Below are 24,928 nucleotides of genomic sequence, written 5' to 3' on the forward strand. Positions count from 1 at the left end.
CCGTAGGAGTCTGGGCCGTGTCTCAGTCCCAGTGTGGCCGGTCACCCTCTCAGGTCGGCTACGCATCGTCGCCTTGGTGAGCCGTTACCTCACCAACTAGCTAATGCGCCGCGGGCTCATCCGACAGTGAAGCGATAGCTTCTTTCCCTCAAAAGTCATGCGACTCAAGAGCCTATCCGGTATTAGCACTCGTTTCCAAGCGTTATCCCGGTCTGTCGGGCAGATTGCCCACGTGTTACTCACCCGTCCGCCGCTGACATCCTCGGAGCAAGCTCCGAATCAGTCCGCTCGACTTGCATGTATTAGGCACGCCGCCAGCGTTCGTCCTGAGCCAGGATCAAACTCTCAATAAAAGTTTGGTTCAAGCGAACTGAATCGCTGGCTCGAAAATCGATCTCGTAACACTCGTTTAGTTTTCAAGGATCAATCAGCGAGATCACTCTCGCGTCAACCGCTTGTCTCTCGCGGCGACAAGAGATATCTTATCATGCCCGTTCCTCCACCACAACCCAACATTCTGCCACAATCCGCCATTGCAAAACAAAAAGCCGCTTTTCAGCGGCTCACAATCTCAAGGCTCGTTATTTTGTTTTCATGCTCACTCTCCCGCCATATGAAGCGGTTGGCCTTGAACGGCGTTCGCACCTTGATACACCGCCGTGTTGCCTGTGGTCTGACGAATCGTCAGCGGCGCGGACGTTTGATTTTGCAGGTTGCCGTATACATAGCGGTCGTGTGTGCCCGTCTCCGCGATATCGTATTTGGCGACGATAAACTCAGTGCCGTCGTCGCTCTTTACGACGATGTCATAGTCGGTGAACTTGTTGATAAAGAACTGCAGATTTTGCTTGCCGTCCTGCAATCTCGCTGCTTGCGGTTGCAAAGATGCGGTGGAGTGTTCCGCATCCAGCGTGCCGTCCGCATAGAACTTCACCGTTTCGGTCAGACCGGTCTTTTTGTTTTTCAGCTCCACCGTCATGTTGCTGAAGCTCTCCGGCGTGCCGGTCAGCGATTGAGCCGTCAGTTCCGGCAGCAATTCGCTCGCAGCCGAGGTGCGGATGCCTGCGACCGAGATGTTCGGCTGACCTTTTACGATATTGACGATCTTGGTACGGGTCGCCTGATCTTTGACCAAGGCAACGTGGTCTGCGCTGGAATAATAGAAGGAAGCGTTCGTGCCCGGTTTGTTCGCCGAGAGCAACGGCACGGTGCCGTCGCCTTTGGCCATCACGTATTCGAGATAGAACCAATGGAAGATGTCTTTCATCTCCCAGTAGTTGTAAGCGGTCACAGTGCTTTGCGCGTCTCCGATGATGTGGTGCTGTTTGACACCCGGATAGCTCAGGTCCCATTGTCCGTGCCGGGTGTCGGCCAGTCCGGCCAGCGCGCTGTTCGGATATTTGGCGTTCAGCTGCGCGTGCGTGTAATCGGTCGTATTGCCCCAAATGTCGATGTAGCGGTAGGCCGAACGTCCGAGTTGCGCTTTGATTTGCTTTTCGTACTCAGCGGACGGCGCGAGTTGATACACGGCCGGGGCGTTTTTCGAAATCGCCTCGCCCGTGGAGTCAAAGACGATCGGGATGCCAAAGTTGTAGCCGCCAAACGCCAGTGCTTTTGAAGCGAGCGCCGCGCCGAGGAACGGCGTGCCGACGGTGGTAACTTGGTCGATTTTGGTTGTCATCGCCGGTTGATTCAGCAAGTAGTCTTTCATGACCAGACCGCCCATGCTGTGCGCGACCGCTTGTACTTTCGTCGCACCGGATGTGCTCAAAGCTTGGTTGATCGTGTCGGTCAAGCGCTGTTGGTGGGCGCGATTGTCCAAACGCCAGTCATAGGGGAATCCGTACAGGGTCTTGCCCGGCACGTAGCCTGCCTGGGTCAAGTCGCTGATCAAGTCGCGGTAGTACGACGCGAGATCCAATTGGACGCTTGACAAGTAGGTGATCCCTTCCAGTCCGTAGTGATTCAAGTTTGGCGTGACGGTGACGCCGGAGTTCTTCTGAACGACACCCGTGCATCCCGAGCAGGCCGGGACGAGTTCCAAGTTGTTTTTCAGCGGCGCGTTGATCAGCAGCGCATCCCACAGATTGAACCAGGTCAGTTCGCCGTTCGCCATCAATTGAGAGCCGCCGATGCCCGGGAAGAGGATGACCGGGATGGTTTTCGTCTTCAAAGAGAGCGTGTAGTTGGCGGTGGAGGCTCCGGTGTACGGATAGACTTTCGCGTAGTAGTACCCCGGATCGAGGGTCATTTGAATCTGCTCGTTGCTGTTGCTGCTCAGTTGGGAGTAGCCCACCAGCCCTTGCGAGGCGTTGTACAAGGAGACATCATAGTCGGTGCCGACGGGGATGTTGGTCAGGTCGAGGGAGAAGGTGGAGCGCAGCGGCACGTAAAAGCGGTAGAAGTCTTGGTCGGAGCCTGTATGCAGATTGGCATTGAGGTAGGAGTTGTTGTTTTGCACGGTAAGCGCGCCGGCAAACGTGTCATTGCGCTCATAGGAATCGGAGTCGGTGTCAGGCGTCGTGGAGTGAGTCGCTTGGAGGTTGTAGGAGAGATTGGTGTTGTAGGTGCCGTTGTAGCCTTTTACCTTGACGTAATAGGTGCTTCCGGCTGTCACCGGCAGATTGGTGATGATCTCGTCGGAGTTGCTCCCTTTGAGCGAGGAGCGGAGCAAGGTGTTGGCGGAGTCATACACTTCGATGTCATAGTCGGTGCCGTCCGGGACCGCCCCGAGCCAGAAGCGGGCCACGCCGCCGGTGCCAAAGCTGACCTTGAAATAGTCGACGTCAGAGGAGGAACTGATCTTGCCAAACAGATCATCCCCTGCGACCAACGTGTTGGCCGAGGCGAAAGAACCGTTGCTCTCCGTCTCGTTGACATTAAGCATGGCGCTGACTTCGCCTGTGGTGGCGAGACGGCGGTGCATCGTATCCCCGAGTTGCACGTTGGCGGCTGTGATGTTGCCGTTTTCGTCGCGCTTGATTTGCAGGATCAATTGGCCCGCAAAGGAGTCGATCTCCTCTTTGTTGTGGCTGACCTTGATGTTGAACGAGTAGCTTTCCCCTTCGCGAAGTCCTTTGATCGTCAGCGATTTGCGGCCGGCTGTCAACTTGCCTTTGTACTCGATCTGTTTGCCCTCGCTGCTGCCGATCAAAACGTCGACCGACTGCCCGGCAGCGAGCGTGCCCGGATACTGAAACTCGACTGCCACCTCCCCTTTGCTGTCTGCCGTCGCCGCAAATACGTACGGCGCAGCAGGCGTTTCCGTTGCAGCTTGCACGGTCGGGGCTGCCAAGGTGAGCGGTGACAAGGCGAGCGCCGCGATCAGCAACCAATGAAACGGTTTTGTTGCACGTCTCATAAAATAATCCCTCCCTCTGGAAAATGGGTATTACAATTGTAATGCTACTATCTTTATTCTGTAAAAGGCAATAAAAAAACTCCCGACTGGTCGGGAGTTTTTTTATGATTCGATAAAATCGCACCGTTTCTCGAATTTCTCCAGCATTGGATGGCGTGCATAGCCCCCGCTCCCGTGGATGATCAGACGAACACCCCGGATCAATTCCGGGAAGGAAGCAAATCCGGCGAAGGCGTTGGCATACCCGGCACTCAGGTAGAGAAAATACGGGCCGGGGTGGCGTTCCCCGATGTGGCGAAGGATCAGTTCCATCGGCGTGTATTTTTTGCGCTTTTCTTCAAACGTGTCGATGCGAATGTACGCGTCGGTGCGCACGTCGTCCAGCAGCGACTCGATCTCCTTCACCCGGCGGTGAAACGGCGATGCATCGCGGACGCCGAGGGTGGCGAGCGTCTTTTCGTTGTGCGGGAACAGCACGATGCGGGAAAAGCGGCGACGCTCGGCCAGTTCGAGGATCTGCCGCAGGTCGTGCTCGGTGAACGCGTCAAAGGAGTCGAGCACGAGCAATGTCCCTTTCGCCGCATCGAACACTTGTTCTCCATAGCCGAAATCGACCATCTTGCGCTGTTTGGCCATGCCGACACTCCTTTCCTGTTGCTACCAGAGTACCAAAAACCCTTCGCGCACTCAATCGCGAAGGGTTTTTGGACAGGCATGTATTATATATTTCCTGTGCTCGGTTTCGGTTACCGGCGGAACTGATCGATCAGTCCGGCCGCGTCTGCAGGCGTGATGTCGAGCGTCTGCTTGACGGTTCCGGTCTCGGTGGCACCCAGCACGTATTCGTGCCAAGCCGGACGCTCTTCCCGGTACAGGATGCCGGTGCAGACCGACTCGGTCTCGGCGATGCGCTTCATCGCGTTGTATTTGTCGGTCGGGTCATAGCCTTCCTCTTCGTCGAGATTGACGATGTGCTCCTTGAACCATTCATAGGTGTTGACGCGGTTGAAGGTGACGCACGGCGAGAAGACGTTGACCAAGGAGAATCCTTTGTGTTTCATCGCCGCTTCGATGATGTTTTGCATCTGCTTCAACTCGCCGGAGAACGCTTGGGCGACGAACGAGGCACCCGAGACGATCGCCAACTCCAGCGGCTTGAGCGGTTCTTCCCCGACGCCTGCCGGGGAAGTTTTGGTTTTGTGGCCTTTTTTCGAGGTCGGCGAGGCTTGACCGGTGGTCAGACCGTAGATGTGGTTGTCCATGACGATGTAGGTGATGTCGACGTTGCGACGGCAGGCGTGAATGAAATGGCCGACGCCGATGCCGTAGCCGTCGCCGTCACCGCCCGCTGCGATGACGGTCAGGTCTTGGTTGGCCATCTTGACACCCTGCGCGGTCGGCAGGGAGCGGCCGTGCAAGGTGTGGAAGCCGTAGCTTCCGAAGTGCTGCGAGATCTTGCCGGAGCAGCCGATCCCGGAGACGCAGACGACGTCTTCCGGCTCTAAGCCCATCCGCACGCAGACTTGCTGCAGGGCGGCAAGGACGGAAAAGTCGCCGCACCCGGGGCACCAAGTCGCTTTGTCATACCGAAAATCTGCCATAGTCGCCATTTTTCAATCACCCCTTCACGTGGCTGACAATCTCGCTGACGGTGAACGGATTGCCGTTGTATTTGTGCAGCACGTCCATCTTGTCGTGGAAGCCGATCTCTTTGCAGAGCAATCCTGCCAATTGACCTGTGTAGTTGTTGTCGACGACGACGACGCGCTGCGCTTTTTCCAAATGCGGACGGACCGCGTCTTTCGGGAACGGCATCAGGCAACGCAGTTGCAAATGGCCGACGTTGGTCGCGCCGCCCAGTTGCTCCATCGCTTCGGCGATCTGCGCCTCAGTGGAACCAAATCCGACGAGGATCGTCTCGGCCCCGTCCGGCCCGCTGTAGTCGACGCCCCACTCGTTGACGTCGCGCTCCAGCGTGGACAGTTTCCGGAAGCGTTTTTTCATCTGCGCTTCCCGCATCGGCACGTCCTCGATCTCAAGACCCGTCTCTTCGTGCTCGTTGGTCAGGGCGCAATAGCGGCCGTTTTTCATGCCGGGGAACGAGCGCGGCGAGATGCCCGATTCGGTAAGAGCATATCGTTTGAACGCGCCCTTCTCCATCTCGTCAAGCTGCGCCTGCGTGACCACTTCGCCGCGGTCGATGGTGACGCGGGAGAGATCGAGGTCAGGGAAGGAGCGCTTGTTCATGCCCATCAGCAGGTCGGAGAGCACGATGACCGGAACTTGATAGCGCTCCGCCAGGTTGAACGCGTTGATCATTTGATAGAAGCAATCCTCAATCGACGTCGGCGCGATGACGATGCGCGGCGTCTCACCGTGTGATCCGTACAACGCTTCGTAGAGGTCGGACTGCTCCGTTTTGGTCGGCAAGCCGGTGGACGGTCCGCCGCGCTGGACATCGACGATGACCAGCGGTGTCTCGGAGATGCCGGACATGCCGAGCGCTTCCATCATCAAGGACAGGCCCGGGCCGGACGTGGAGGTCATCGAGCGCACGCCGGCGAAGTTTGCGCCGATCGCCATGATGCAAGCGGCGATCTCGTCCTCCGCTTGCAGGACTTTGCCGCCAAACTTCGGCAGGTTGGCGAGCACCCAATACAGGATCTCGGTCGCCGGGGTGATCGGATAGGCGGCGAGAATGCGGCACCCGGCCAGCGTTGCACCGAGGCCGATGCACTCGTTGCCGGACATCAGCAGACGGGCCTTTTCCGGTTTGCTGGCCACCGGAACCGGTTTTTGCAAGTTGCCGTAATGCTCTTTGACGTAGTTGTAGCCTTGGTCGAACGCGTTTTTGTTCAAATTGACCAGTTCGGCGCCTTTTTTGCCAAACTGCGCTTCGATTTGCTCATAGAAATTGCTCGGGTCGATGCCGAGCATGTAGCTGGAGGCGCCGGCGGCGACCATGTTTTTGATGATCGAGTTGCCGAGATCTTTGGCGAACTGAGAGAGCGGCACAGCGCAGAGATGGACCGCTCCTCCCCGCTTGGTCGACGCTTGGAACTTGGCATCGTGGATGATGACGGCGCCCTCGACGAGCTCGTCTTCGTTTTCATCGATGGTCGTTTGGTCGAAGGCGACGAGCATTTCCAGCGTGTCGCCGTGATACTTCACTTCGCGGTCTGTGGATGCGCGGATCTTGTAGTTGGTGTGGCCGCCCTTGACGAGCGACATGAAATGGCGGTAGGCAAATATGTAGTAGCCCATCCGAGTCAGGACGGTCGCGAGGATTTCCCCGGTCGAGTCGATCCCTTCCCCTTGCGCACCGCCCACTTTCCAGGTGAATTCGTTGGTGGTCATGTCTGTCACCTCATCTGCCAAGTCTTGATGGTGCGTGTTCGTGGGTAGTATGCCCAGATGCCTGTCCCGCAAACAACGCGAGCGGAACGGCGGCGTAGAGCAGGATCAAGGCGGCTGCCACCACCCCGGAATCGTTAAACAAAAAGGCGGCCAACGCGGCAGCCCACAGCCGTTTGGTGTTTTCGGTGACAAAGGTGCCCGACTCGCCGGGCAGCCGCTGCGGACGCCACAGCACGAGCAGGGTGAGTGCGGCGAACAGCAAAAATAATTTGCCCCAAGCGGAGACGCGCAACAGGTGCAGGTTCAGTTCCACCTTACGGAGGATCACCTGTCCCACGGCGGTGAACTCGCCATGCACGAGTTGCTCCGCGACGCGCCCGATGTGCGTCTGCTGCCCGCTCGGGACCGCCCCGTTCCAGACGAGCATCCCGGCAAGGACGAGCAACAGGACGGTCAGCATCCCGCCGCCGAGGATCAGGCATTGTCGCACGCTGGGGACTCGGGAGCAGGCGGAGTGGAGCAGCCAGTAGGCGCACCCTACCGCCGCCGCCATCGCACCGCCTGCGTTTGTACCGAGCGTCGGCGCGGCAAACAGCCAGATCACAGCGGCGAACAGGAACAGAGCGACGGCTCGTTGCCAGCGAGCGGAGATGCGGCCCTGCCACGCATTGAGGGCGAGCAGAACCGCGCCGAGCAGGACGCCCATGTATTCGTTGCCGATGCCGTAGTATCGGGCTCCGGCGATGGGGTCGTAGGAGAAAAGCGACTGTTTGAGCAAAGGTGCGCCGAGCAGCAGATCGATCATCAGGGTAAACGCCGTCACACCGGCCAGCCACCCAAGCCGTTGCAGCGGATCGCGGACGAGACGCAAGAGCAGAAAGATGGCGAGCGTCCCCGTCAAGGAATAGCCAGTCGTCGCCGTCACGGAACGCGGACCGAGCAACGGAACGAGCAGCCAGGCCAGCGGGAAGATCATCATCACCTCAAGGAACGGGCCGGCTGTGCGAAACCACTCCGCTCTGCGCCACAAAGAGGCGGCGAGCAAGACGGCGGCGAGGCCGATCCAGATGTCGAGCCAGTACCGGACCAACATGTGCCGGGATTGGCTCGGCACGATCAGCCGGTCGACCAAAGCGGTCAGAAACTGATGCGGGTCGGAGGCGGAGATCGCTTGCATCGCCTGCCCTTGAAAGCGGCTTGCTGCCGCTTCCCCGCTGAAAAACTGCGCCAGGGTCGGTGCGAGGTCGTACTGGGCAACCAGCCCGGTGCGCTTGGTCGTTGGCGAACTGAGCAGCCCGCCGCCGCTGTAAGAGCCGCCCGCCAGCAAGACGGGCGTGAGCGGCGGTGCGGCAGGGTCGGGGTGCTTGTCCGGCGAGACGACGAGCATCAGGTGGTCGGGGCCGATCTCGGGCAACAGCTTGCCGACGAGCCGATCAGCCTGTTGGAGCGCCGCCAGTTCGGCCTGTTGCCGCTTCGAATCGGTCATCCGGCCGTACGTGCGGTGCAAGCGGGCGAGGTCGCCGCTGTCGATGACGATCAGGCTGGCCTGTGAGCGGATCTGTTGATAGCTGCGGTACAGTTGATCGACGTCCGTGTGCAGACCGTAGGGATGCATGGCGGAAGGGTGGGTGCCTGCCTGTAGATTACCGATGTCGACCGCCCCGTCTCCGTCCATCGCGAGAAGGGCGGCCGGTCGGTGGATCTCATCGCCTAGATCGGAGTTGCCGAGCGCTGCGGTGCGGCCGCCGGCGCGGTGCACAGCATCGCCGAGCGCTCCGGCGTCCGCATGGAAACGAGCCTGATCGAGTTGGGCGGCGATGTGCGGCAGAGCTGGAAAAACGACGGTGCCCTGCGGCTCCCGACCCGTGTGGCGCAGGTAGAGGTCTCGTCCGGTGGTGGAGGCCGCGCCGTCCGTTTTCACTCGCTCCCCCGTGCCGTATGCGGCTGCGTAGACAGGTTGACTCACGATCGCACGCGCCCCGGTGTTGATCGTCAAAAGCGAATTGATCGCGTTTTTCGGGTTGCGTTCGATCTGATTGATCACGCCGGACGCGCCGGACTGTTGCATCTGCCAGAGATGCGGCGTCGTTTCCTGGGAAATAACGTCGAGACGTAAACCGTCGATCAGCAGCAAGACCGCACGTTTCGAGCTTTCTGCTTGAACAGGCGATGAAAGAAGAGAGCAGCTGAGCAGCATGACGAGCAGGACCCATCCGAGCCGTCTCATACGATGCTTCCTTCCCGCAGCGCGACGGCCGCGTGGTATTCGCGCAAGGTGGCATCGACCATCGCTCGACGGGTAAACATCTCTTCGGCGCGCATCTTGCCGTTTTCGCCAAGTGCTTCGCGCAGGTCGGGTCGCACGGCGAGGAGTTGGATCGCGTCGGCGAGCGCGATCTCGTCCCGAGGCGGTACGAGCAGACCGGTGATGCCGTGGTCGACCACTTCCGGGAGACCACCGACTTCGCTGGCGATGACGGGGCGGCCATGCAGCATCGCTTCGATCGGCACGAGGCCCAATCCTTCGGCGTGCGAAGGCTGGACGACAACGTCAAATCCGAGCATCAGCCTGGCCGCTTTGGGAACTTCGCCAAGAAAGCGTACGCGGGCGTGACGCATTTTCCCGGCGAGATTTTGGTACGTCGAGTGGTACGGGCCGTCGCCGATCAGCACCAACTCCGCGTCGACGCCGCGGGCGAGCACGATCTGAAAGGCGGCGAGCAACGTCGCAAACCCTTTCTCCGGCACCATGCGTCCGACGGCACCGATCACCGTACGGTCCGCGTCCTCGCACCCGAGCACGGCGCGGGCGTGTTCACGGGCGAGCGGCGGCAACGGATCGACGCCGTTGTGAATGGTGACGGCTCGGTCTTTGAACCGTTGGTGGCGGGAGACGTGGTCCTCCTGCAGATGGCGGGAGACGGCGATCAGGCGGTCGGTGTCGGAGGCGAGCCGCCGTTCCAGCGCATGGAGAACGCGACGTTGCAAACCGCTGCGCGGCGTCATTTGATTGTGGACGGTGCAGACGACAGCCGGACGCGGGTCGCATCCCCGTACCGCAATCCGTCCGACGACCCCCGCTTTGGCTCCGTGCAGGTGCACGAGATCGACCGGGAGGCGACGCAGGATCTGGCGCAACTGCATCGCCGCCCGCAGATCGGCCATTGGCGACATCGCGTCGCTGAGATCGAGCGTCTCGACCGGCACCCACGGGTACAGGTCACGGCGAAGCGTCGAATCGCTCGGGCAGGCCACCGTGACCTGATGCCCTTCCGCTTGCAATCCTTCAATCAAATCGATGACATGGCGGCGCATCCCGCCTTCCATCGGACGCAAGACTTGCAGCACATGATAAGTACGCACGTGTCAGTCACCTCTTTCATGCTTCCTAGGTTTTCCATGTGAGGAAAGGATCATTCCAATGACAAAAAAGACCGCCTGCTCCCAGTGGGAACAGGCGGTCTTGCGGGTATGGGATAGCGGGCTTTTTACTTCAACAGGTACACTTTTACATCTTGCATCCCGAACTGACGCAGTTCGGCCTGCGTGCCGTCGATGTAGATGTCGATGCGGTTGCCTTTGATCAGGCCGCCGGTGTCTTCAGCGGTGGCGACAAATCCGCCTGCCGGAAGCAACGGGGAATTGTAGCCGGTCACCCAGACTTTCGAGCCGAGCGGGATCACGTTCGGGTCGACTGCGATCACGCCTTCGCGGACTTTGGTGCCCGTGAAGGTGTGGCCGCCCCATTGCCACATGATGTTGCCCGGGCCGTATGCGGATGCGGTGGCCGACAGTTGCTTGCTGTAAGCCATGCCTGCAATGGTCGGGGCAGCTGGCTTGGCTTCCACCGGTTTCGCATCAGCCGGTGCCGGTGCTGCCGGAGCCGGCGGCGGGGTCGGGCGCGCGGCAGTCGGTGCGGTGACGGCGGTCGCCGCATCTTTCAGTTGCTGCGACGGCTTTTGCACCGGAGCCGGGGCTACCGGAGCTTCTTGTTTCACCGCTTCTTTTGCTGCCGGTGCCTCTTGCAGCACCGGTGCTTTTGCCTCGACGGCCGGAGCGGTCTCTTGCTTGCCGACCGGGATCGTGATCGTTTGGCCGGCAGTCAGTTCGGACGACTGAAGGCCGTTGAGGGTCTTGATGTCCTCGACGGTGGTGTGGTACCGATCAGCGAGGAACCACATCTCATCGCCCGCGTCGACTTTATAAGCGAGCGCGACGTTGAGCTGTTGACCCGCTTGGATCTGATCGGTGGTCAGGCCGTTTGCATATTTCCATTCGGAGACGTCGGTGCCGTATTGCGCCGCCACTTCCGAGAGCGACTGTCCATGTTTGACGGTGACAGGACCGACACTGCTCATCGCAGCCGCCTCTGCTTCTTGCGTGTTGCTGAACAAAATCAAACCAGATGCAACGAGTGCACCTGCAGCGATCTTTTTCCAGTTTTTCATCATTGCCTTGCACTCTCCTTCCAAAGCCTGCGGAGTTAGCTGCCGGGTTCGGGAGAAGGATTCCCGCTCGCTTTTTATTCAATCGTCATGCGAAAAAGCGAGTTCACCCCATTCTTGGTTCCTCCGCTCCTTTTCGAATGTGAGGATTCGGCTCGTTGTTGTGTGTTGTGAACGAGTATCATCCTACCGCAAGTGAGTGAAAAGATTCACTAGGCCATCGTTGGAAATCAAATGGAAAAATCTCCACGACCCGCCCGTAACCTTAGAGCCTCAGGGGATCGCGGAGATCGCGAACAGAGATTGTCAATTTTTGTGCACGCCAATTTCGCCGCTCGACGTCTCAACGGTCAGCTTGTGGCCGCCCGTTCCGACGGTACCCGATTTGCCATGTTCGTCATTGCTGTGGAACGCGGCCGGGAAATCGACCCCGACATCGCCCGACGAGGTCGTCAGCGCAAACGCAAACGACGCCGCCCCCGGCAACGCGACGACGGTGTCGCCCGATGTCGCGTGCACCTCGACGTCTCCGTTCATCTCTTTCAGCCTCATGGTGATGTCGCCCGAGGAAGCACGGGCGCGCACCGCACCCCGCACATCATTCAGCACCATGTCGCCGGATGTGATCTCCGCATCGATCTCTTCGATGGACGGACCGCCATCCGCCAGCCGGATCGACCCTGAGGAAGCGCGCAGACGAACGTTTCGGGAGTCGAGTCCGCCCATTTGCATGTCGCCCGACGTGGCCGTCGAGGAGATCGTCTCTCCTCCCTGCCAGCCATCGACACGGATATTGCCCGAGGTCGCGTTGATCGTGCCGCTCCGGGCCGCGATCCCGCGCAGCAACAGGTCGCCTGATGACGCGGTCACGCTCACCGACTCTCCTTCCGCGCCATCCAGCGTGGCGTCACCCGACGAGGTGATGATCTCCAGCCGTTTCGCCTTCAGATCTTCTGCCGCAAAGTCGCCCGACGACAACTCCGCTTTCAACTCCTCATATTGCTTTTCCGGCACGGTCACATCCAGTCGGATCGACGTGCGGACAGCAGACAAATTCAAGGAGAAATAGACCGGGTCGTGATCGACGGCGATGCTCAATTGCCCGCCTTTCTGATCGGCTGACAGATGGTAGCTGTCTGCTCTCCCCTTGCCGCGCAGGTGCACGACAGCCTCGTCCGTCTGCCCGGGCATCAGATGGACATCCACATCGCCCGTCTCGATCAAGATCTTGCTGAGATCCTGCGCGGCAAACGTTTTTCGCTCATCATAGTCCTGCAGATCGGTTCCCAAATCCAACCCGGACACCGCACCGATCACACCCAACCCGGCGAGCAGCACACCGCCAAGCGCGATATTTCGCACCCATTCACCCATCTGTTCTCCTCCGTTCACCACATGTCTTTGCCCCTATAGACGCATGTCCGATCCCAAACCCTTCAAAAAAAGAGGACCCGATCCAAAAAAATTTGGAGTGGGTCCCCGTCCGTTCGTCTGCCGTTATTTCTATTTCAGCACTTTGACAAATTCGATGTTGGGATCGTCCGGGCCTTGCACCGGCAATCCTTCGCGAACGTGTTCAACGATGTATTCGATGTTGTCTTCGGTCACCACTTCGCCCGGCATGACAATCGGGATACCCGGCGGGTAGACCATGATGAACTCCGCGATGATCCGGCCGGCCGCCTCTTTCAGCGGCACGATCTCCGTCTGCTTGTTGTAGAACGCGTCGCGCGGCGAGAGAGCCAAGAGCGGCATCGACGGCGTTTTAACCTGCGGCACGTCGCGCTTTTCCGCCCGGTAACGGGATGCGATCTCGCGCAGGGCGTTGACCAAGAGACCGACCGTCTCCTCGGTGTCGCCAAACGTGATGATGCAGAGGATGTTGTACAGATCGGACATCTCGACTTCGATGTTGAAGTCGGTGCGCAGGATCTTTTCCACTTCCCAGCCGGTCAAGCCAAGGTCTTTGACGGTGACGTTGATCTTGAGCGGGTCGTGGGCGTAGGTCGCCGTCGTTTTCAAGATCTCTTCACCAAAGCAGTACAGCCCTTGGATCTCATTGATCTGCTCGCGGGTCTTATGGGAGAGGTTGATCGTGCGCTCGATCAGCTCACGGCCGTGCATTGCGAGGTTTTTGCGGGCCACGTCCAACGAGGCGAGCAGCAGGTACGACGTCGAGGTCGTGTGCAGCATCGAAAGCACCGACTGCACGTGCGCCGGCGAGATGATGCCTTCGCGGACGTTGAGCACGGAACTTTGCGTCATCGAGCCGCCGAGCTTGTGCACGGAGGTCGCCGCCATGTCGGCTCCGGCCTGCATCGCGGAAAGCGGCAGGTCTTCATGGAAGCAGAACAGCACGCCGTGCGCCTCGTCGACCAGCACCGGAACACCGCGTTCATGCGCGAGGTCGACGATCGACTTCAGGTCGCAGGAGATGCCGAAGTAGGTCGGGTTGATCAGCAGCAGGGCTTTGGCATCCGGGTGCGCGTCGAGCGTCTTGCGCACCGTGTCGACGGAGATGCCGTGCGCGATGCCGATGTTCGGGTCGAACTCCGGGTGCATGAACACCGGATGTGCGCCCGAGAAGATGATCGCCGACAAGACCGATTTGTGGACGTTGCGCGGAACGAGAATTTTTTCACCTGGTCCGACGGCAGACAACACCATCGTCATGATCGCGCCGGACGTGCCGTGCACGGAGAAATAAGTATGATCCGCACCGAATGCCTGCGCCGCCAATTCCTGAGCTTCCTTAATGATGCCTTTGGGCGAATGCAGGTCATCGAGCGGAGCGATATTGATCAGGTCTATGGACAGAGCGTTCGGACCGATAAATTCGCTGAATTCGCTCGGCATGCCGAAGCCCTTTTTATGAGCAGGGATATGGAACTGAATCGGGTTCCGGTTCGCATGTTCAATCAGCGCCGAGAACAGGGGGGTTTGGTTTTGCATCGCGTTCAATTCCTTTCTTGATAAACATTCTCAATGCATTTTCATGCGACAAACAAGAGAATTATATCACCTTTCCCACAGGTGGGGAACTGATTTTTTCCGATTTTTTGTGACAATCGGTCAGATTTTTTTATTTTCCCCCGAATGGCGAAAAAAAACCCACCTTCACAGTGGGTTTCCTCTCGATATCTCCGTTTTCCCTAGGCAAGTTTCGCTTTCACTTCGTCTGGCGTATTCTCCCAGAGATCGGTGCGGAACTGCGCGAGGAACGCTGCGAGACGCTGTTTGTCCGCGTCGGGCAGGGAGCTCAGTTCGACGGTGCCTTTGACCGCGCGGTCCATCTGGTTGACCAGCGGACCCATCGCTTTGTAGCCGACGCCCTTCGCGGCGTCGATGATCAACTGGGCCGCTGCGATGCCGTTGTAGCCGCTGCCGCCTTCGTAGCGTTTGAGCGTCACCCAAACGACGTGGACGGTGCGTCCTTCCGGCACTTCTTCCGCCGAGCGGGCGGTGCGGAAATCGATGCCGCGCTCGATGACGCTCTTGCCGTGGATCGCGCCGTTGTCGAGGAAGATGTCATCGCCGTCGATCAGAACGGCCGAAAGATTGGCAAAGTCATCAGGTGTGCCGTGGCCGCCGGGACGGCCGGTCAGGTTCAATTCCATCTGGTCAGTTCCTCCCCTGTCTTGCCGTATGGATTCTGGTACATTTTATCATCTCTTGCGATGCATGGGTATCCGGTTCATTAGACATGTTATGAACGAAATGCGTTTTTACATAAGGAGGTGTCTTCCGAGATGAAAAAGTACGTACTAGCATTCTTGGGTATTTTTCTGACCGCTATTCTTGTTACTGCCTCGTTGGTTACGCCCGGTCAGGCGGCCGCGAAAAAACATTTCCTCAAAACGACGCCGTATCCAAAAGCGATCCGTGTCGCCGTCCGGGAGAACAATCCGTGGGGCCATCCCGACCCTCGTGGTCGGATCCTCTACGTGAAGACTTATCGTTTTGACGACTATCTGCAAAACGTGCTCCCGAACGAATGGTTGCCGTCGTGGGAGGACAACTCCCTGCGCGCCGGTGCGATCGCCACGAAAATGTTTGCGTGGTATCACCATCTCAACCCGATCAAGCAGTCCGGCTTCACGTTTGACGTGGACAACACCGTCAATTTCCAGGCGTTCGTGGAGCGGACCAACCAGCCGGAGACCGACGCGGCTCTGAAAGGGACCGGTCACCTCGCCTATGTGAAAAAAGACGGCGAGATCTTTGAGTTGAACTACCGCGCCGGCTACCAAGGCTCCCCCAACGCCCAGTACCGCAACGCGCAAAAGATGTCCCAGTGGGGGTCCCAGTATTGGGCAGAGCGGGGCAAATCCCCGATTGAGATCCTCCAGTATTATTATGAAGGTCGTCTATTGACGAGAATCCCCGGCCGCTAAAGCGGAAAGGACGTGATACGAGATGAAACAGCGCAACCCTTGGAAATCGGCTTTTCTCGTGCTCGCATCCGGCTGCTTGGCGGCGGGTACGTTCGCCTGGGCCGGAGTGGTGAACGGTCTGCCGCTCGCACAGGCGACAGAAGGCCAGCAAGAGACCATCGTCCCTTCGGAACTGGTGCTGAACCCAACCACCCCGTCTGCACCGATGGAGACGAAAGACGGCGTCAAGATCAAACCCTCGGATGACAAGCCGTTTGACGTGCCGGACGGCGAGCAGACGCTGCCAGATGACATGAAAAATGCAACGGGCGACGTCGTGCCCCCGCCGCTCACCGAGCCGAACATTCCGCCGACATCCGCTGCGAAAAAAGCAAAAAAGACGGCCAAGCTGGTCGTTCACGCGATGGACGGACGCACCGGTCAGCCGCTGGAAAATGCGGAGATCGTGCTGCTGGAGACGTCGGAGCGCTTTAAGACCGACCGCACCGGCACCACCCCGGCGATTGACGCACCGGTGATCCGCGAAGAGACGTATGCGGAGCAGTTGGCGCAGTTGCACGGGCAACTCGGCCTGATCGCCTACAAAAACGGCTACCGCGACTCGATCACGTTCGGCGTGCGCATGCACGAAGGGCGCGTGACCGACGTGACGATGTGGATGTATCAGATCACACCGGGCGACCGCCGGGTCGAACCGGTCTTCTTCCACAATCCCTACCACCGCCTCTGGCTGGTTCGCCTCGCCGATGCGTACCGCTCTCCCACTCAACCGGGGGAAGGGCAAGAGTCTCCGGCGAGATAAAGGGCCTGAAAAAAAGCGAGAGCAGACACCGCGTCTGCTCTCTTGCTTATTTCTTTACTTTCTCACGATGTCGAGCTTCATGTCTTTGTAGGAGATAGACTCGGTACCGTTGCTTGTGCCTACATAACCGACCGAACCGGTGACTTTGGTCATGGTGACTTTAAAGATCGGATTGGTCTCGTGCGTCTCGCCGTAGGTGGACGTCGAGGACCGTGAGTCGAACAGATCGGTGGATACGTCGACGAACTCGCGCGGGTTGACGCGAGATCCGTTGCGGTAGTTGTTTGGCGACGAAAAGATGTCAAGGGTCGGGGTCATGGCGTAGCTGTAGGCTTCTTTGCCCGCGATGTTCGATTTGTACGAAGCAAAGGTGACCGCTTTTGTCGCTGGGGTATAGAGATCACCCGGCGTCAGATAGGTCGCTTTCACGTTGGAGATCGACCAGTAGCCGCCGGTCGTCCCTTTCGTCGCGGCAGAGAGGTCAAACACAAACGCCCCGTTTTGCCCGAGCACTTCCATTTTTGCAGAGGAGGTGCCTTCGCCGGTCACGACGAGAGCTGTGTTTTCATCCACACCGTATGCGGCCGACTTCCCTGTGTCGGATGCGAGGCGGACGATCCGCCCTTGACGGCCCCGCTCAGAGAAATGGGTGTCGATCAACCCCTCCTTGAAAAATCCAAAGCCGCCTTTGGGATCATAGGACAGATTGTCCCCGCTGACCGACGTGTAGGAGCCGTATCGCAACGCCTCGTAACTCTCGCCGCCGGTGATCATCGGCGACTGCGCGAGGATCGCCGTGCCGGCAGAAGTTCCCGCCACAATCGCCCCGCTGTTCCACTTTGACCGGATCGCAGCCAGAGCGGGCGAGTCGGTGCGGTCACTGTTCAACAGGCAAGTGACCAAACGAGACTGGTCGCCGCCGCCGATGAAAAAGCCGGTCATCGAGTTGATCTGATTGACAACCGACGGCGAGGCGTTGTTGGCGATGTGGTCCAGATCGATGGGAATCCACTGAGCATCCAGTGCCCCGTACGTCGCTTTGAACAGGTTGGCGTAGTACTCACCGTTTGCTTGCGAGTTGCTGGCGTTTGCCGTTCCGGCGTCCGGGTCTTGACTTGCCGGGATCGAGGCGGCTGTTAAAATGCCGATCTTCGCCACGGAGCGACCGCCGGCGAGCGAGACGATCCTATTATAAATCGCCGCGTTGTCGTCTTGAAGTCCACCGCCGACCAAAACCAGATTGGCTGCTTGCACCTGCATGGGCATGGCAAACAGCAGCGTGCCCGCGATGACGAGACCGGCCCATTTGGAAAGAGATGTTGAAAACATGTGGATGTCCTCCTCTATTTGTATAGATAAAAAGTGCCTATTCGAAATAGGCACTTTTTATTCCCACTCTTGTGTGGAGAGCTATAATACTTTCTCTAAAAACTGTTTCGCGCGCGGGCTCTTCGGCGTGGTGAAAAACTCGGCCGGAGCCGCGTCGTCGACCAGACGGCCTTCGTCGAGGAAAAGGATGCGGTCGGCCACTTCACGAGCAAAGCCCATCTCGTGGGTGACGATCGCCATCGTGATCCCGGTGTGGGCCAGTCCTTTCATGACGTCGAGCACCTCTTTGACCATTTCCGGGTCGAGTGCGGAGGTCGGCTCGTCAAACAGCATGATCTCCGGCTCCATCGCCAGCGAGCGGGCAATCGCCACGCGTTGCTTTTGGCCGCCGGACAGCCGGGACGGGTAGGCGTCCGCCTTTTCCGTCAAGCCGACGCGAGCCAGCAGTTCCATGCCTTTTTGCTTCGCCTGCTCCTTGGAGAGGCCTTTGACTTTGATCGGTGCATAGGTGATGTTGTCAAGCACGGTCATGTTCGGGAACAGGTGGAAATGTTGAAACACCATCCCGACGTTTTGCCGCACTTTGCCGATGTCCGTCTTCGGAGAGGTGATGTCTTCGCCGTTGATCACAATCTGCCCCTGCGTCGGCGTCTCCAGCAGATTCATGCAGCGCAGGAGCGTTGACTTGCCGGAGCCGGACGGTCCGATGATCGCGACGACCTCCCCTTTTTTGATCTCGGTGGAGATGTCTTTGAGCACTTCGATCTGTCCGAAATTCTTATAGAGATGATCGACTTTAATCACTGCGACGAAGTCTCCTTTCCAGCATGCGGGCAGCCAGGGTCAACGCCATGACCATCACATAGTAGATCGCCGCGACAAAGATCAGCGGTTCGAAGTAAATAAACTTCTCAGACGCCACGATGTTGGCGCGTCGCAGCAGGTCGAGCGCGCCGATCGTCGAGACGAGCGCCGACTCTTTCAACAGGGCGATGCTCTCGTTGACCAGCGCCGGCAGGATGTTTTTCACCGCTTGCGGCAAAATGATGTCCCACATCATCGCGCGGTACGGCACCCCCAGCGCCATGGCAGCTTCCCGCTGGCCTTTGTCGACCGCGAGGATGCCGCCGCGGATCGTTTCCGAGATGTACGCAGCCGAGTTGAGCGAGAAGGCGAGGACGCCCGCTTGCAGCGCGGTGATGTCATAGCCGATCAACTGCGGTGTGGAAAAATAAACGATGGCGATCTGCACGATCAGCGGCGTGCCGCGGAAGATCGAGGTGTACGCGACCGCAAACCATTTCAGCGGCTTGATGTTCGAGATCTTGAACAACGACAGCACCGTGCCGAGCAAGAAACCGAAGAAGGTCGATAAAAGCGTGTATTGCAGCGTGACCCATATCCCATCCAGAATAAACGGGATAGAGGGCACAATTTGTGCAAAATCCAAATTCATGCCCTACACTCCTCAGAGTACGTATTGTGTTGTCGTTGTCAAACGCTTATTGCTCGCCGCCGAACCATTTGACGACCAGCTTTTCCAGTTCGCCGTTGTCTTTCATCTTTTGCAGGACTTTGTTGAAGTCCTCGACGCGCTTCTCGTTGCCTTTCGGGAAGGCGACCGCAGAACCGGCCGGTTCGGAGGATTCGATCACGTGGAATTCGAGATCCGGGTTGTTTTTCGCGTAGCCTTGCGCGATGACGTCCTCAACGATTGCAGCGTCCAGACGACCCGCTTTCAGCTCTTGCGCCATCTCGTTGACTTTGTTCAGGGATTTCAGTTCGATGCCTTCCCAGTTTTTCGCGTCCGCCTCTTGGATCGAGCCGAGCTGCACGCCGACCTTTTTGCCTTTGAGGTCTTCCGGCTTTTTCAGGTTGGCGCCTTTTTTCTGGATGATCGTGTTTTTCGCTTCATAATAGATGATCGAGAAATCGGCGTTTGCCAGACGCTCCGGTTTCGGAGTCATGCCCGCCATGACAAAGTCGGCGCGCTTGGATTGGAGAGCCGGGAGCAGGCCGTTGAAGTCCATGTCCTTGATCTCGTATTCGAAGTTGAGCTCTTTGGCGATGTAGTTGATGATGTCGATGTCAAAGCCGACGATCTTGTCGGTACCGGACGAAGTGTCATGGTATTCGTACGGCGGGTAGTCGGCCGAGGTCGCCATGATCAACTTTTCTTTCTTGCCGGTTTCGCCGCCGGTGGTGCCGCCTTCTTCCGTCTTTGTGCCGCAGCCTGCCATCACCGTCATCGCCAGAGCGCCGGTCAGAGCGAGTGCCGCAATTTTTTTGAATTTTTGCATGAGTAAATCTCCTCCTATGTTCGTGGTTCACTTGTACGTATCGAGTTAGTTGTTAGCATGTCCAACCGCGCCGCATTTTCTCAACTCTCGTATAGTACCCTGTCACGGATATTTATGCAAGACTTTATGTACATTATTCGACAAAGAGATTCCCTTCCAATTTAAGTAAGAAGAACCACTCCTTGTTCGATGCATGTATTTACAGTCATTAAAACCAATATATCTTTAAAATGGAAATTTCGCAAACGTTTTCTGCTATAATGTTCGGCAGTGAAAGCAGTGGAAAGGGAGGCACGCAACGTGACAGCAGATCGACAGTGGACAAGTTATTTTCAGGAGCGTTTGGACAGCGTGTTGGAAGAATTGAAGACCTATGTGGAGATCGAGACCCCGACTCACGACAAGTCGGCAGTCGACCGACTGGGAGCTTGGATCGCAGCACGTTTTCAGGCGCTCGGCTGCACCTTGGAAACGATCAAGCAACCGGTCACCGGCGATCAGTTGGTGCTGACGTACGGCGAAGGCGATGAGCAGATCCTCGTGCTCGGCCATTTTGACACGGTCAAAAATGTCGGCACGCTGGCGACCGAACCGTGGCGGATCGAGGACGGCAAAGCGTACGGTCCCGGCATCTACGATATGAAGGCGGGCATCGTGTTTTCGTACTTTGCTCTGAAGGCGATCGTCGAAGAAGGCCTTGCGACGAACAAAAAGCTGGTCTTCTATTGGAACACCGACGAAGAGACGGGCAGCGCGTCGTCGTGGAAGTCGATCCAAGAGCATGCCAAACGGAGCGCACTGGCGCTGGTCATCGAGCCCGCATACGGCGACGGCGAGCTGAAGACCAGCCGCAAGGGCGGCGGCGAGTTTACGCTGCAGGTCGAAGGGCGGGCCGCGCACGCGGGCAACGAGCACCAGATCGGCGTCAACGCGATCATCGAACTGGCGCAGCAGGCGGTGAAGATCCAGTCGTGGACCGACTACGACCTCGGCACGACGCTCTCCGTCGGCACGATCAAAGGCGGCACCACCTCAAACGTCGTGCCCGCTCACGCCAAAGCGGTGATCGACGTGCGCGTGGCGTCCGTCCCGGAGGCGGAGCGGATCACCCGCCTGATGCAGGAACTGCAACCGGTCGATCCGCGCGCCCGGCTGACGGTGACCGGCGGGATCGAGAAGATGCCGATGGAAAAGCTTCCGGCTGCCGAGCCGCTACTGCGGCACGCGCAGGAACAGGCGCGCCTCGAAGGATTTGCACTCGGTGAAAAGGGCGTCGGCGGCACCAGCGACGGCAACTTCATCACCGTGCTCGGCGTGCCCGTGCTGGACGGCGTCGGCCCGGTCGGCGACGGAGCGCACGCGTCGCACGAGCACGTGGTCGTCGACCGCATCCCGGAGCGGATCGCGTTGCTTGTCCGCATGTTGACGACGATGTAGGGGCACATCCCCCGCCGACAAGAAGACTTGAACATGACCACCCGTCCTCGTGGGCGGGCGGTCTTTTTTGTGTTAAGATGTCGTTACCTAAACATTCGGAAAAAGGAGGTTGTGGCGGTGCGCGCCCTGATGCTGGGGATCTTGTCCTCGTTTTTCTTTGCCTTCACATTCGTTCTCAATCGCTCGATGGAGCTGGAAGGCGGCAGTTGGCTGTGGAGCACGTCGCTGCGCTATTTTTTCATGGTGCCGCTCCTGTTGCTCCTCGTGCTGTGGCGGGGCAATCTCCAGCCGCTGTGGCGGGAGATGCGACGACAACCGGGAACATGGCTCGTGTGGAGCTTCGTGGGATTTGGCCTGTTTTACGCGCCGCTGACGTTTGCCGCCGCCTATGGGCCGGCCTGGCTGGTCGCCGGATCGTGGCAGATCACCATTGTCGCCGGGTCGTTGCTTGTACCCTTGTTCTATGACCTGAGCGGCGAGCGGCAAAAAATCCCGGTGCGCGGGCTGCTGATGTCGCTTTTGATCCTGCTCGGCGTATTCCTGATGCAGATGCAGTCGGCGACCGCTCTGACGATGCGGGAGGCGCTGCTTGGCTTTTTGCCGGTCGTTGTCGCCGCCTTTGCCTATCCTCTTGGCAACCGCAAAATGATGGCCGCTCTGGAAGGGCGGCTCGACTCCTACCAACGCGCCCTCGGCATGACGCTGGCCTCGCTGCCGCTTTGGATCGTACTCGCCCTGTTCGGCGCGACCACAGCAGGCGCTCCCAGCGAAGGGCAAGTGCTCCAGTCGCTGCTCGTCGCCGTCTCCTCCGGCGTGATCGCAACTGTGCTGTTCTTCTCCGCCACCGACCTCGCCCGCGGCAACGTCCGCCAGTTGGCAGCGGTGGAAGCGACGCAGGCGGGTGAGGTGATCTTTGCGGTGATCGGCGAGATGCTGATCCTCGCCGGCCACCTGCCATCCGCACTGTCTTGGGCCGGGATGGCACTGGTGATGATCGGCATGGTGCTGCACAGCTACGTGTCGCACACCCCCGCCCCCTCTCCCGCCGCAAAAAAAGAGAGTGCCTCGTCGTAGGCACTCTCCTTTTTACTTCACGTGCAACCGGTCGATCAACCGTTGCAACTGCTGCGCCAAATCGCTCAGCGAGTGGGCCGTCTGCTGGATCTGCTCCATCGACGCGAGTTGCTCCTCCGAAGAAGCTGCGACATCCTGCGAATAGGACGCCGACTGTTCGGCGAGGCGGGTCATGTCGGAAACGCCCGCCGAGACCTGCTGCGAGTTGACGGTGATCGCCTGCGTGACTTGGGTGACCTCGCCGTTTTGTTCGGCGATGTTGTCGGCTGCCAGCACGATCCGTTCAAACGCCGCGCCCGCCTGTTGTGCCAGTTCCGAACCGGCGCGCACCTCGGTCACCCCTTCTCCCATCACGAGCACCGCCTGCGCGGTGTCCTCCAGGATCTCCGTGATCATGTCCTCGATCTGACGGGCCGACTCCCCGGACTGCTCTGCCAGTTTGCGCACCTCGTCCGCGACGACCGCAAAGCCTCGCCCCTGCTCCCCGGCGCGGGCCGCCTCGATGGCGGCGTTGAGCGCGAGCAGATTGGTTTGACCGGCGATGCCGGTGATCACTTCGAGGATCTTGCCGATCTCCTGCGAGCGACCGTCGAGATGGCGCACCACAGCCGACAGACGGTCGACCGCTCCTGCGATCGACTCCATCTGCCCCATCACCTGCCGGATCGTGCGATTGCCCTCTGCCGCTTCGGCCGCCATCCGCTGCGAGGCGGCTGTCACCTGTGTCGAGCGGTCGCTGATCTGCCCCATGCCGGCTGCCACCTCGTGAAACGCCTGCGCACTTTCCAGCGTGTGGCTGGCCTGCAGGTCGGCTCCCTCGGCGATCTCCTGGATCAACACCGTCACCTGCTGCGTCGCCTGCCTGGTCTCCTCCGCGCTCGCCGCCAACTCCTGTGACAAGGCGTTGACCTCCAGCGCCGTGTGGTTCACCTCGCCGATCAACTGCTCCCAGTTGGCGCTCATCTCATTGACAGAGACGGCCAGAGGTTTCAAACCGCGCGCCATTTCCTCGTCGAGTCGAATCGACAGGTTGCCTTGCGACATCTCCGTCACATGCTCGATCACCATGTTCATCGGCTGCAAAAAGCGACGGAAGTTCACCGTCGTGATCGCAGCGCCTGTCAGTCCGCTCAACACTACGGTGACCGCCACCGTGTAGACGACTTGCATCCCCTGCAGATCATTGATCCAGACCGTGCTTCCCGACAGCAACACTGCTGCCAGCACCGCCATCAAGACGGTGCGCAGCAAATACGCGCCAAACGATAGTGTGTTTTTTTCACTTCTCATGATTGATCCCCTATGCTCCAATCAGTATTCATTAATTTGACTGATGAGTATATTCCACGTGCTCCCCGTCATTTTCCTGCACATATCGAGCGAGTTTGCAAAAAGAAAAACCGCCTGATCGCTCAGGCGGACTCTTGCATCGGCGGCAGTTGCCTCTTTTCTTTTGATTTCCACTGCGACGTGCCCAGCCAGACGGCGAAGAACACGGTCAAAAATCCCGCGCCGTGCACCCATGTCAACGTCTCCTCCAGCAGCAGCACGGCAAAAAACAGACTCATCGCCGGCATCCCGTTCATAAACATCGCCGTGCGTCCCGCACCGATGATGCGAATGCCGCCGTTCCACCAGACGGTGCACAAGGCGGTCGCCACCCAGCCGGAGAACAGCAGCACGCCCCAGACAAACCAGTCGTCCGGCCACGGGCGATGCACGCCGTTGACCGCTTCTTGCAACAGGGCGGTCGGGATCAGAAACAGCGTCGCCAACACGTGGCTGTAAGCAGTGATCACCATCACCGGCCGAGTCTGCACCGCTTTTTTAACAAACAGTCCGGAGATGACGTAGGTCAGCATCGCGATGATGACCAGCCCTTCGCCAAGGCCAAACAACAGCGACTCCTCGTGCGCGCGCGCATCCCCGTAGATCACCAGCAGCACTCCGGCAAATCCGAGCAGCAACGCCATGATCTTTCGGATATGAAGCGGCTCGCGGAAGATCAGATACGCGAGCATCGCCGTCACCAGCGGGTTGAGCGCGAGGATCAGCGAACCGGTCGATGCCGGGACCGACTGGAGCCCGGCTGAGACCGTCCATTGATGGATAAAAATCCCTGAACCTGCGATCGCCGCCGTCAACCCCCACTCTTTTTTCGTCAGCCTCACAAAACCGTGGCTTTTCCATACAACAGCTGCCAGCAGCGCCGCTGCGGCCCCGATACGCAGAGCGGCCAGCATCAGCGGATCAAAGTGTCCGGCGAGGTACTTGATCATGACCACGTTCAGCCCCCAGATCACGATGACCAGCAACAGCAACAGTTTGGCGTTGCGCTCTTCGTTCATGGCACTCTCCACTTTCCATCAGACATTTTTGTTCATTATACACCTCGATCCCAACAAAAAACGAGAGTCTTTTCGACTCTC

Annotated in this window: 20 protein-coding genes, 1 rRNA gene and 1 riboswitch; of the genes, 4 read left to right on the plus strand and 17 right to left on the minus strand. The window is 58.8% G+C overall.

The features are described 5' to 3' along the window. From OS242_RS07170 to OS242_RS07220, 11 genes are all read right to left on the minus strand, one after another. Positions 1-353, minus strand: a 16S ribosomal RNA gene (locus OS242_RS07170); the annotation flags it as partial. A 245-nt stretch (positions 354-598) separates the two neighbouring features. After that, positions 599-3,361: a lipase/acyltransferase domain-containing protein gene (locus tag OS242_RS07175; protein ID WP_267150995.1), complete on the minus strand. Its 2,763-nt coding sequence runs from the start codon at positions 3,359-3,361 to the stop codon at positions 599-601. A gap of 102 nt (positions 3,362-3,463) precedes the next feature. Then, complete coding sequence (locus OS242_RS07180; protein ID WP_267150996.1) at positions 3,464-3,997, minus strand: hypothetical protein; 534 nt, start codon at positions 3,995-3,997, stop codon at positions 3,464-3,466. Between the two features lie 110 nt (positions 3,998-4,107). After that, entirely contained in the window at positions 4,108-4,971 is an 864-nt protein-coding gene (locus OS242_RS07185) for a 2-oxoacid:ferredoxin oxidoreductase subunit beta (RefSeq protein ID WP_267150997.1), read from the minus strand. A 7-nt stretch (positions 4,972-4,978) separates the two neighbouring features. Next, a complete protein-coding gene (locus OS242_RS07190; protein WP_267150998.1) occupies positions 4,979-6,718 on the minus strand; it encodes a 2-oxoacid:acceptor oxidoreductase subunit alpha in 1,740 nt (579 codons plus the stop codon). A 10-nt stretch (positions 6,719-6,728) separates the two neighbouring features. After that, on the minus strand, positions 6,729-8,945 hold the full coding sequence (locus tag OS242_RS07195; RefSeq protein ID WP_267150999.1) for a hypothetical protein: 2,217 nt from the start codon (positions 8,943-8,945) through the stop codon (positions 6,729-6,731). Next, positions 8,942-10,081, minus strand: a complete 1,140-nt coding sequence (locus OS242_RS07200) for a glycosyltransferase family 4 protein (RefSeq protein ID WP_267151000.1) — start codon at positions 10,079-10,081, stop codon at positions 8,942-8,944. Before OS242_RS07200 ends, OS242_RS07195 begins: the two co-directional genes overlap by 4 nt. Positions 10,082-10,206: 125 nt before the next feature. Then, a complete protein-coding gene (locus OS242_RS07205; protein WP_267151001.1) occupies positions 10,207-11,169 on the minus strand; it encodes a LysM peptidoglycan-binding domain-containing protein in 963 nt (320 codons plus the stop codon). A 6-nt stretch (positions 11,170-11,175) separates the two neighbouring features. Then, positions 11,176-11,329, minus strand: a riboswitch (cyclic di-AMP (ydaO/yuaA leader). A 140-nt stretch (positions 11,330-11,469) separates the two neighbouring features. Beyond that, positions 11,470-12,537, minus strand: a complete 1,068-nt coding sequence (locus tag OS242_RS07210) for a DUF4097 family beta strand repeat-containing protein (protein WP_267151002.1) — start codon at positions 12,535-12,537, stop codon at positions 11,470-11,472. Positions 12,538-12,666: 129 nt separating this feature from the next. Next, complete coding sequence (locus tag OS242_RS07215; RefSeq protein WP_267151003.1) at positions 12,667-14,115, minus strand: aminotransferase class I/II-fold pyridoxal phosphate-dependent enzyme; 1,449 nt, start codon at positions 14,113-14,115, stop codon at positions 12,667-12,669. A gap of 200 nt (positions 14,116-14,315) precedes the next feature. After that, positions 14,316-14,780 carry a YwhD family protein gene (locus tag OS242_RS07220; protein WP_267151004.1) on the minus strand — a complete coding sequence of 155 codons (465 nt, stop codon included), beginning with the start codon at positions 14,778-14,780 and terminating at the stop codon, positions 14,316-14,318. A gap of 132 nt (positions 14,781-14,912) precedes the next feature. Between OS242_RS07220 and OS242_RS07225 the strand changes: the two genes are divergently transcribed. Both OS242_RS07225 and OS242_RS07230 read left to right on the plus strand, forming a co-directional pair. Further along, on the plus strand, positions 14,913-15,557 hold the full coding sequence (locus OS242_RS07225; protein ID WP_267151005.1) for a SpoIID/LytB domain-containing protein: 645 nt from the start codon (positions 14,913-14,915) through the stop codon (positions 15,555-15,557). Between the two features lie 22 nt (positions 15,558-15,579). Continuing rightward, the gene (locus OS242_RS07230) at positions 15,580-16,359 is read left to right on the plus strand and encodes a hypothetical protein (protein WP_267151006.1); all 780 of its coding nucleotides are present in this window, start codon (positions 15,580-15,582) and stop codon (positions 16,357-16,359) included. 54 nt (positions 16,360-16,413) lie between these two features. On the opposite strand, the gene OS242_RS07235 is transcribed toward OS242_RS07230, so the two are convergent. From OS242_RS07235 to OS242_RS07250, 4 genes are all read right to left on the minus strand, one after another. Then, the gene (locus OS242_RS07235) at positions 16,414-17,688 is read right to left on the minus strand and encodes a cyanophycinase (protein ID WP_267151007.1); all 1,275 of its coding nucleotides are present in this window, start codon (positions 17,686-17,688) and stop codon (positions 16,414-16,416) included. Between the two features lie 81 nt (positions 17,689-17,769). After that, positions 17,770-18,492 (minus strand): amino acid ABC transporter ATP-binding protein, encoded by a 723-nt coding sequence (locus OS242_RS07240; RefSeq protein WP_267151008.1) that lies wholly within the window; start codon positions 18,490-18,492, stop codon positions 17,770-17,772. Next, positions 18,485-19,144: an amino acid ABC transporter permease gene (locus tag OS242_RS07245; RefSeq protein WP_267151009.1), complete on the minus strand. Its 660-nt coding sequence runs from the start codon at positions 19,142-19,144 to the stop codon at positions 18,485-18,487. Before OS242_RS07245 ends, OS242_RS07240 begins: the two co-directional genes overlap by 8 nt. Before the next feature lie 46 nt (positions 19,145-19,190). Next, the gene (locus OS242_RS07250) at positions 19,191-19,988 is read right to left on the minus strand and encodes a transporter substrate-binding domain-containing protein (RefSeq protein WP_267151010.1); all 798 of its coding nucleotides are present in this window, start codon (positions 19,986-19,988) and stop codon (positions 19,191-19,193) included. Between the two features lie 300 nt (positions 19,989-20,288). On the opposite strand from OS242_RS07250, the gene OS242_RS07255 reads away from it, so the two are divergent. Both OS242_RS07255 and OS242_RS07260 read left to right on the plus strand, forming a co-directional pair. Further along, positions 20,289-21,425: a M20 family metallopeptidase gene (locus OS242_RS07255; RefSeq protein ID WP_267151011.1), complete on the plus strand. Its 1,137-nt coding sequence runs from the start codon at positions 20,289-20,291 to the stop codon at positions 21,423-21,425. 117 nt (positions 21,426-21,542) lie between these two features. Further along, positions 21,543-22,499 carry a DMT family transporter gene (locus OS242_RS07260; protein ID WP_267151012.1) on the plus strand — a complete coding sequence of 319 codons (957 nt, stop codon included), beginning with the start codon at positions 21,543-21,545 and terminating at the stop codon, positions 22,497-22,499. Between the two features lie 12 nt (positions 22,500-22,511). Here OS242_RS07260 and OS242_RS07265 read toward each other — a convergent pair whose 3' ends face one another. Together OS242_RS07265 and OS242_RS07270 are read right to left on the minus strand one after the other, a co-directional pair. Next, positions 22,512-23,789, minus strand: a complete 1,278-nt coding sequence (locus OS242_RS07265) for a methyl-accepting chemotaxis protein (protein WP_267151013.1) — start codon at positions 23,787-23,789, stop codon at positions 22,512-22,514. 122 nt (positions 23,790-23,911) lie between these two features. Then, positions 23,912-24,847 (minus strand): DMT family transporter, encoded by a 936-nt coding sequence (locus OS242_RS07270; RefSeq protein ID WP_267151014.1) that lies wholly within the window; start codon positions 24,845-24,847, stop codon positions 23,912-23,914. Positions 24,848-24,928: the final 81 nt, after the last annotated feature.

It is taken from the genome of Tumebacillus lacus (assembly GCF_026410385.1).
In the GTDB taxonomy this organism is placed as follows: domain Bacteria; phylum Bacillota; class Bacilli; order Tumebacillales; family Tumebacillaceae; genus Tumebacillus; species Tumebacillus lacus.

What these genes read in the sequence shown, in the direction of transcription:
- OS242_RS07245 (WP_267151009.1), bottom strand. Translation starts at nt 19,144, where the DNA reads ATGAATTTGGATTTTGCACAAATTGTGCCCTCTATCCCGTTTATTCTG.
- OS242_RS07235 (WP_267151007.1), bottom strand. Translation starts at nt 17,688, where the DNA reads ATGTTTTCAACATCTCTTTCCAAATGGGCCGGTCTCGTCATCGCGGGC.
- OS242_RS07210 (WP_267151002.1), bottom strand. Translation starts at nt 12,537, where the DNA reads ATGGGTGAATGGGTGCGAAATATCGCGCTTGGCGGTGTGCTGCTCGCC.
- OS242_RS07205 (WP_267151001.1), bottom strand. Translation starts at nt 11,169, where the DNA reads ATGATGAAAAACTGGAAAAAGATCGCTGCAGGTGCACTCGTTGCATCT.
- OS242_RS07195 (WP_267150999.1), bottom strand. Translation starts at nt 8,945, where the DNA reads ATGAGACGGCTCGGATGGGTCCTGCTCGTCATGCTGCTCAGCTGCTCT.
- OS242_RS07185 (WP_267150997.1), bottom strand. Translation starts at nt 4,971, where the DNA reads ATGGCGACTATGGCAGATTTTCGGTATGACAAAGCGACTTGGTGCCCC.
- OS242_RS07190 (WP_267150998.1), bottom strand. Translation starts at nt 6,718, where the DNA reads ATGACCACCAACGAATTCACCTGGAAAGTGGGCGGTGCGCAAGGGGAA.
- OS242_RS07230 (WP_267151006.1), top strand. Translation starts at nt 15,580, where the DNA reads ATGAAACAGCGCAACCCTTGGAAATCGGCTTTTCTCGTGCTCGCATCC.
- OS242_RS07250 (WP_267151010.1), bottom strand. Translation starts at nt 19,988, where the DNA reads ATGCAAAAATTCAAAAAAATTGCGGCACTCGCTCTGACCGGCGCTCTG.
- OS242_RS07220 (WP_267151004.1), bottom strand. Translation starts at nt 14,780, where the DNA reads ATGGAATTGAACCTGACCGGCCGTCCCGGCGGCCACGGCACACCTGAT.
- OS242_RS07225 (WP_267151005.1), top strand. Translation starts at nt 14,913, where the DNA reads ATGAAAAAGTACGTACTAGCATTCTTGGGTATTTTTCTGACCGCTATT.
- OS242_RS07215 (WP_267151003.1), bottom strand. Translation starts at nt 14,115, where the DNA reads ATGCAAAACCAAACCCCCCTGTTCTCGGCGCTGATTGAACATGCGAAC.
- OS242_RS07175 (WP_267150995.1), bottom strand. Translation starts at nt 3,361, where the DNA reads ATGAGACGTGCAACAAAACCGTTTCATTGGTTGCTGATCGCGGCGCTC.
- OS242_RS07265 (WP_267151013.1), bottom strand. Translation starts at nt 23,789, where the DNA reads ATGAGAAGTGAAAAAAACACACTATCGTTTGGCGCGTATTTGCTGCGC.
- OS242_RS07180 (WP_267150996.1), bottom strand. Translation starts at nt 3,997, where the DNA reads ATGGCCAAACAGCGCAAGATGGTCGATTTCGGCTATGGAGAACAAGTG.
- OS242_RS07270 (WP_267151014.1), bottom strand. Translation starts at nt 24,847, where the DNA reads ATGAACGAAGAGCGCAACGCCAAACTGTTGCTGTTGCTGGTCATCGTG.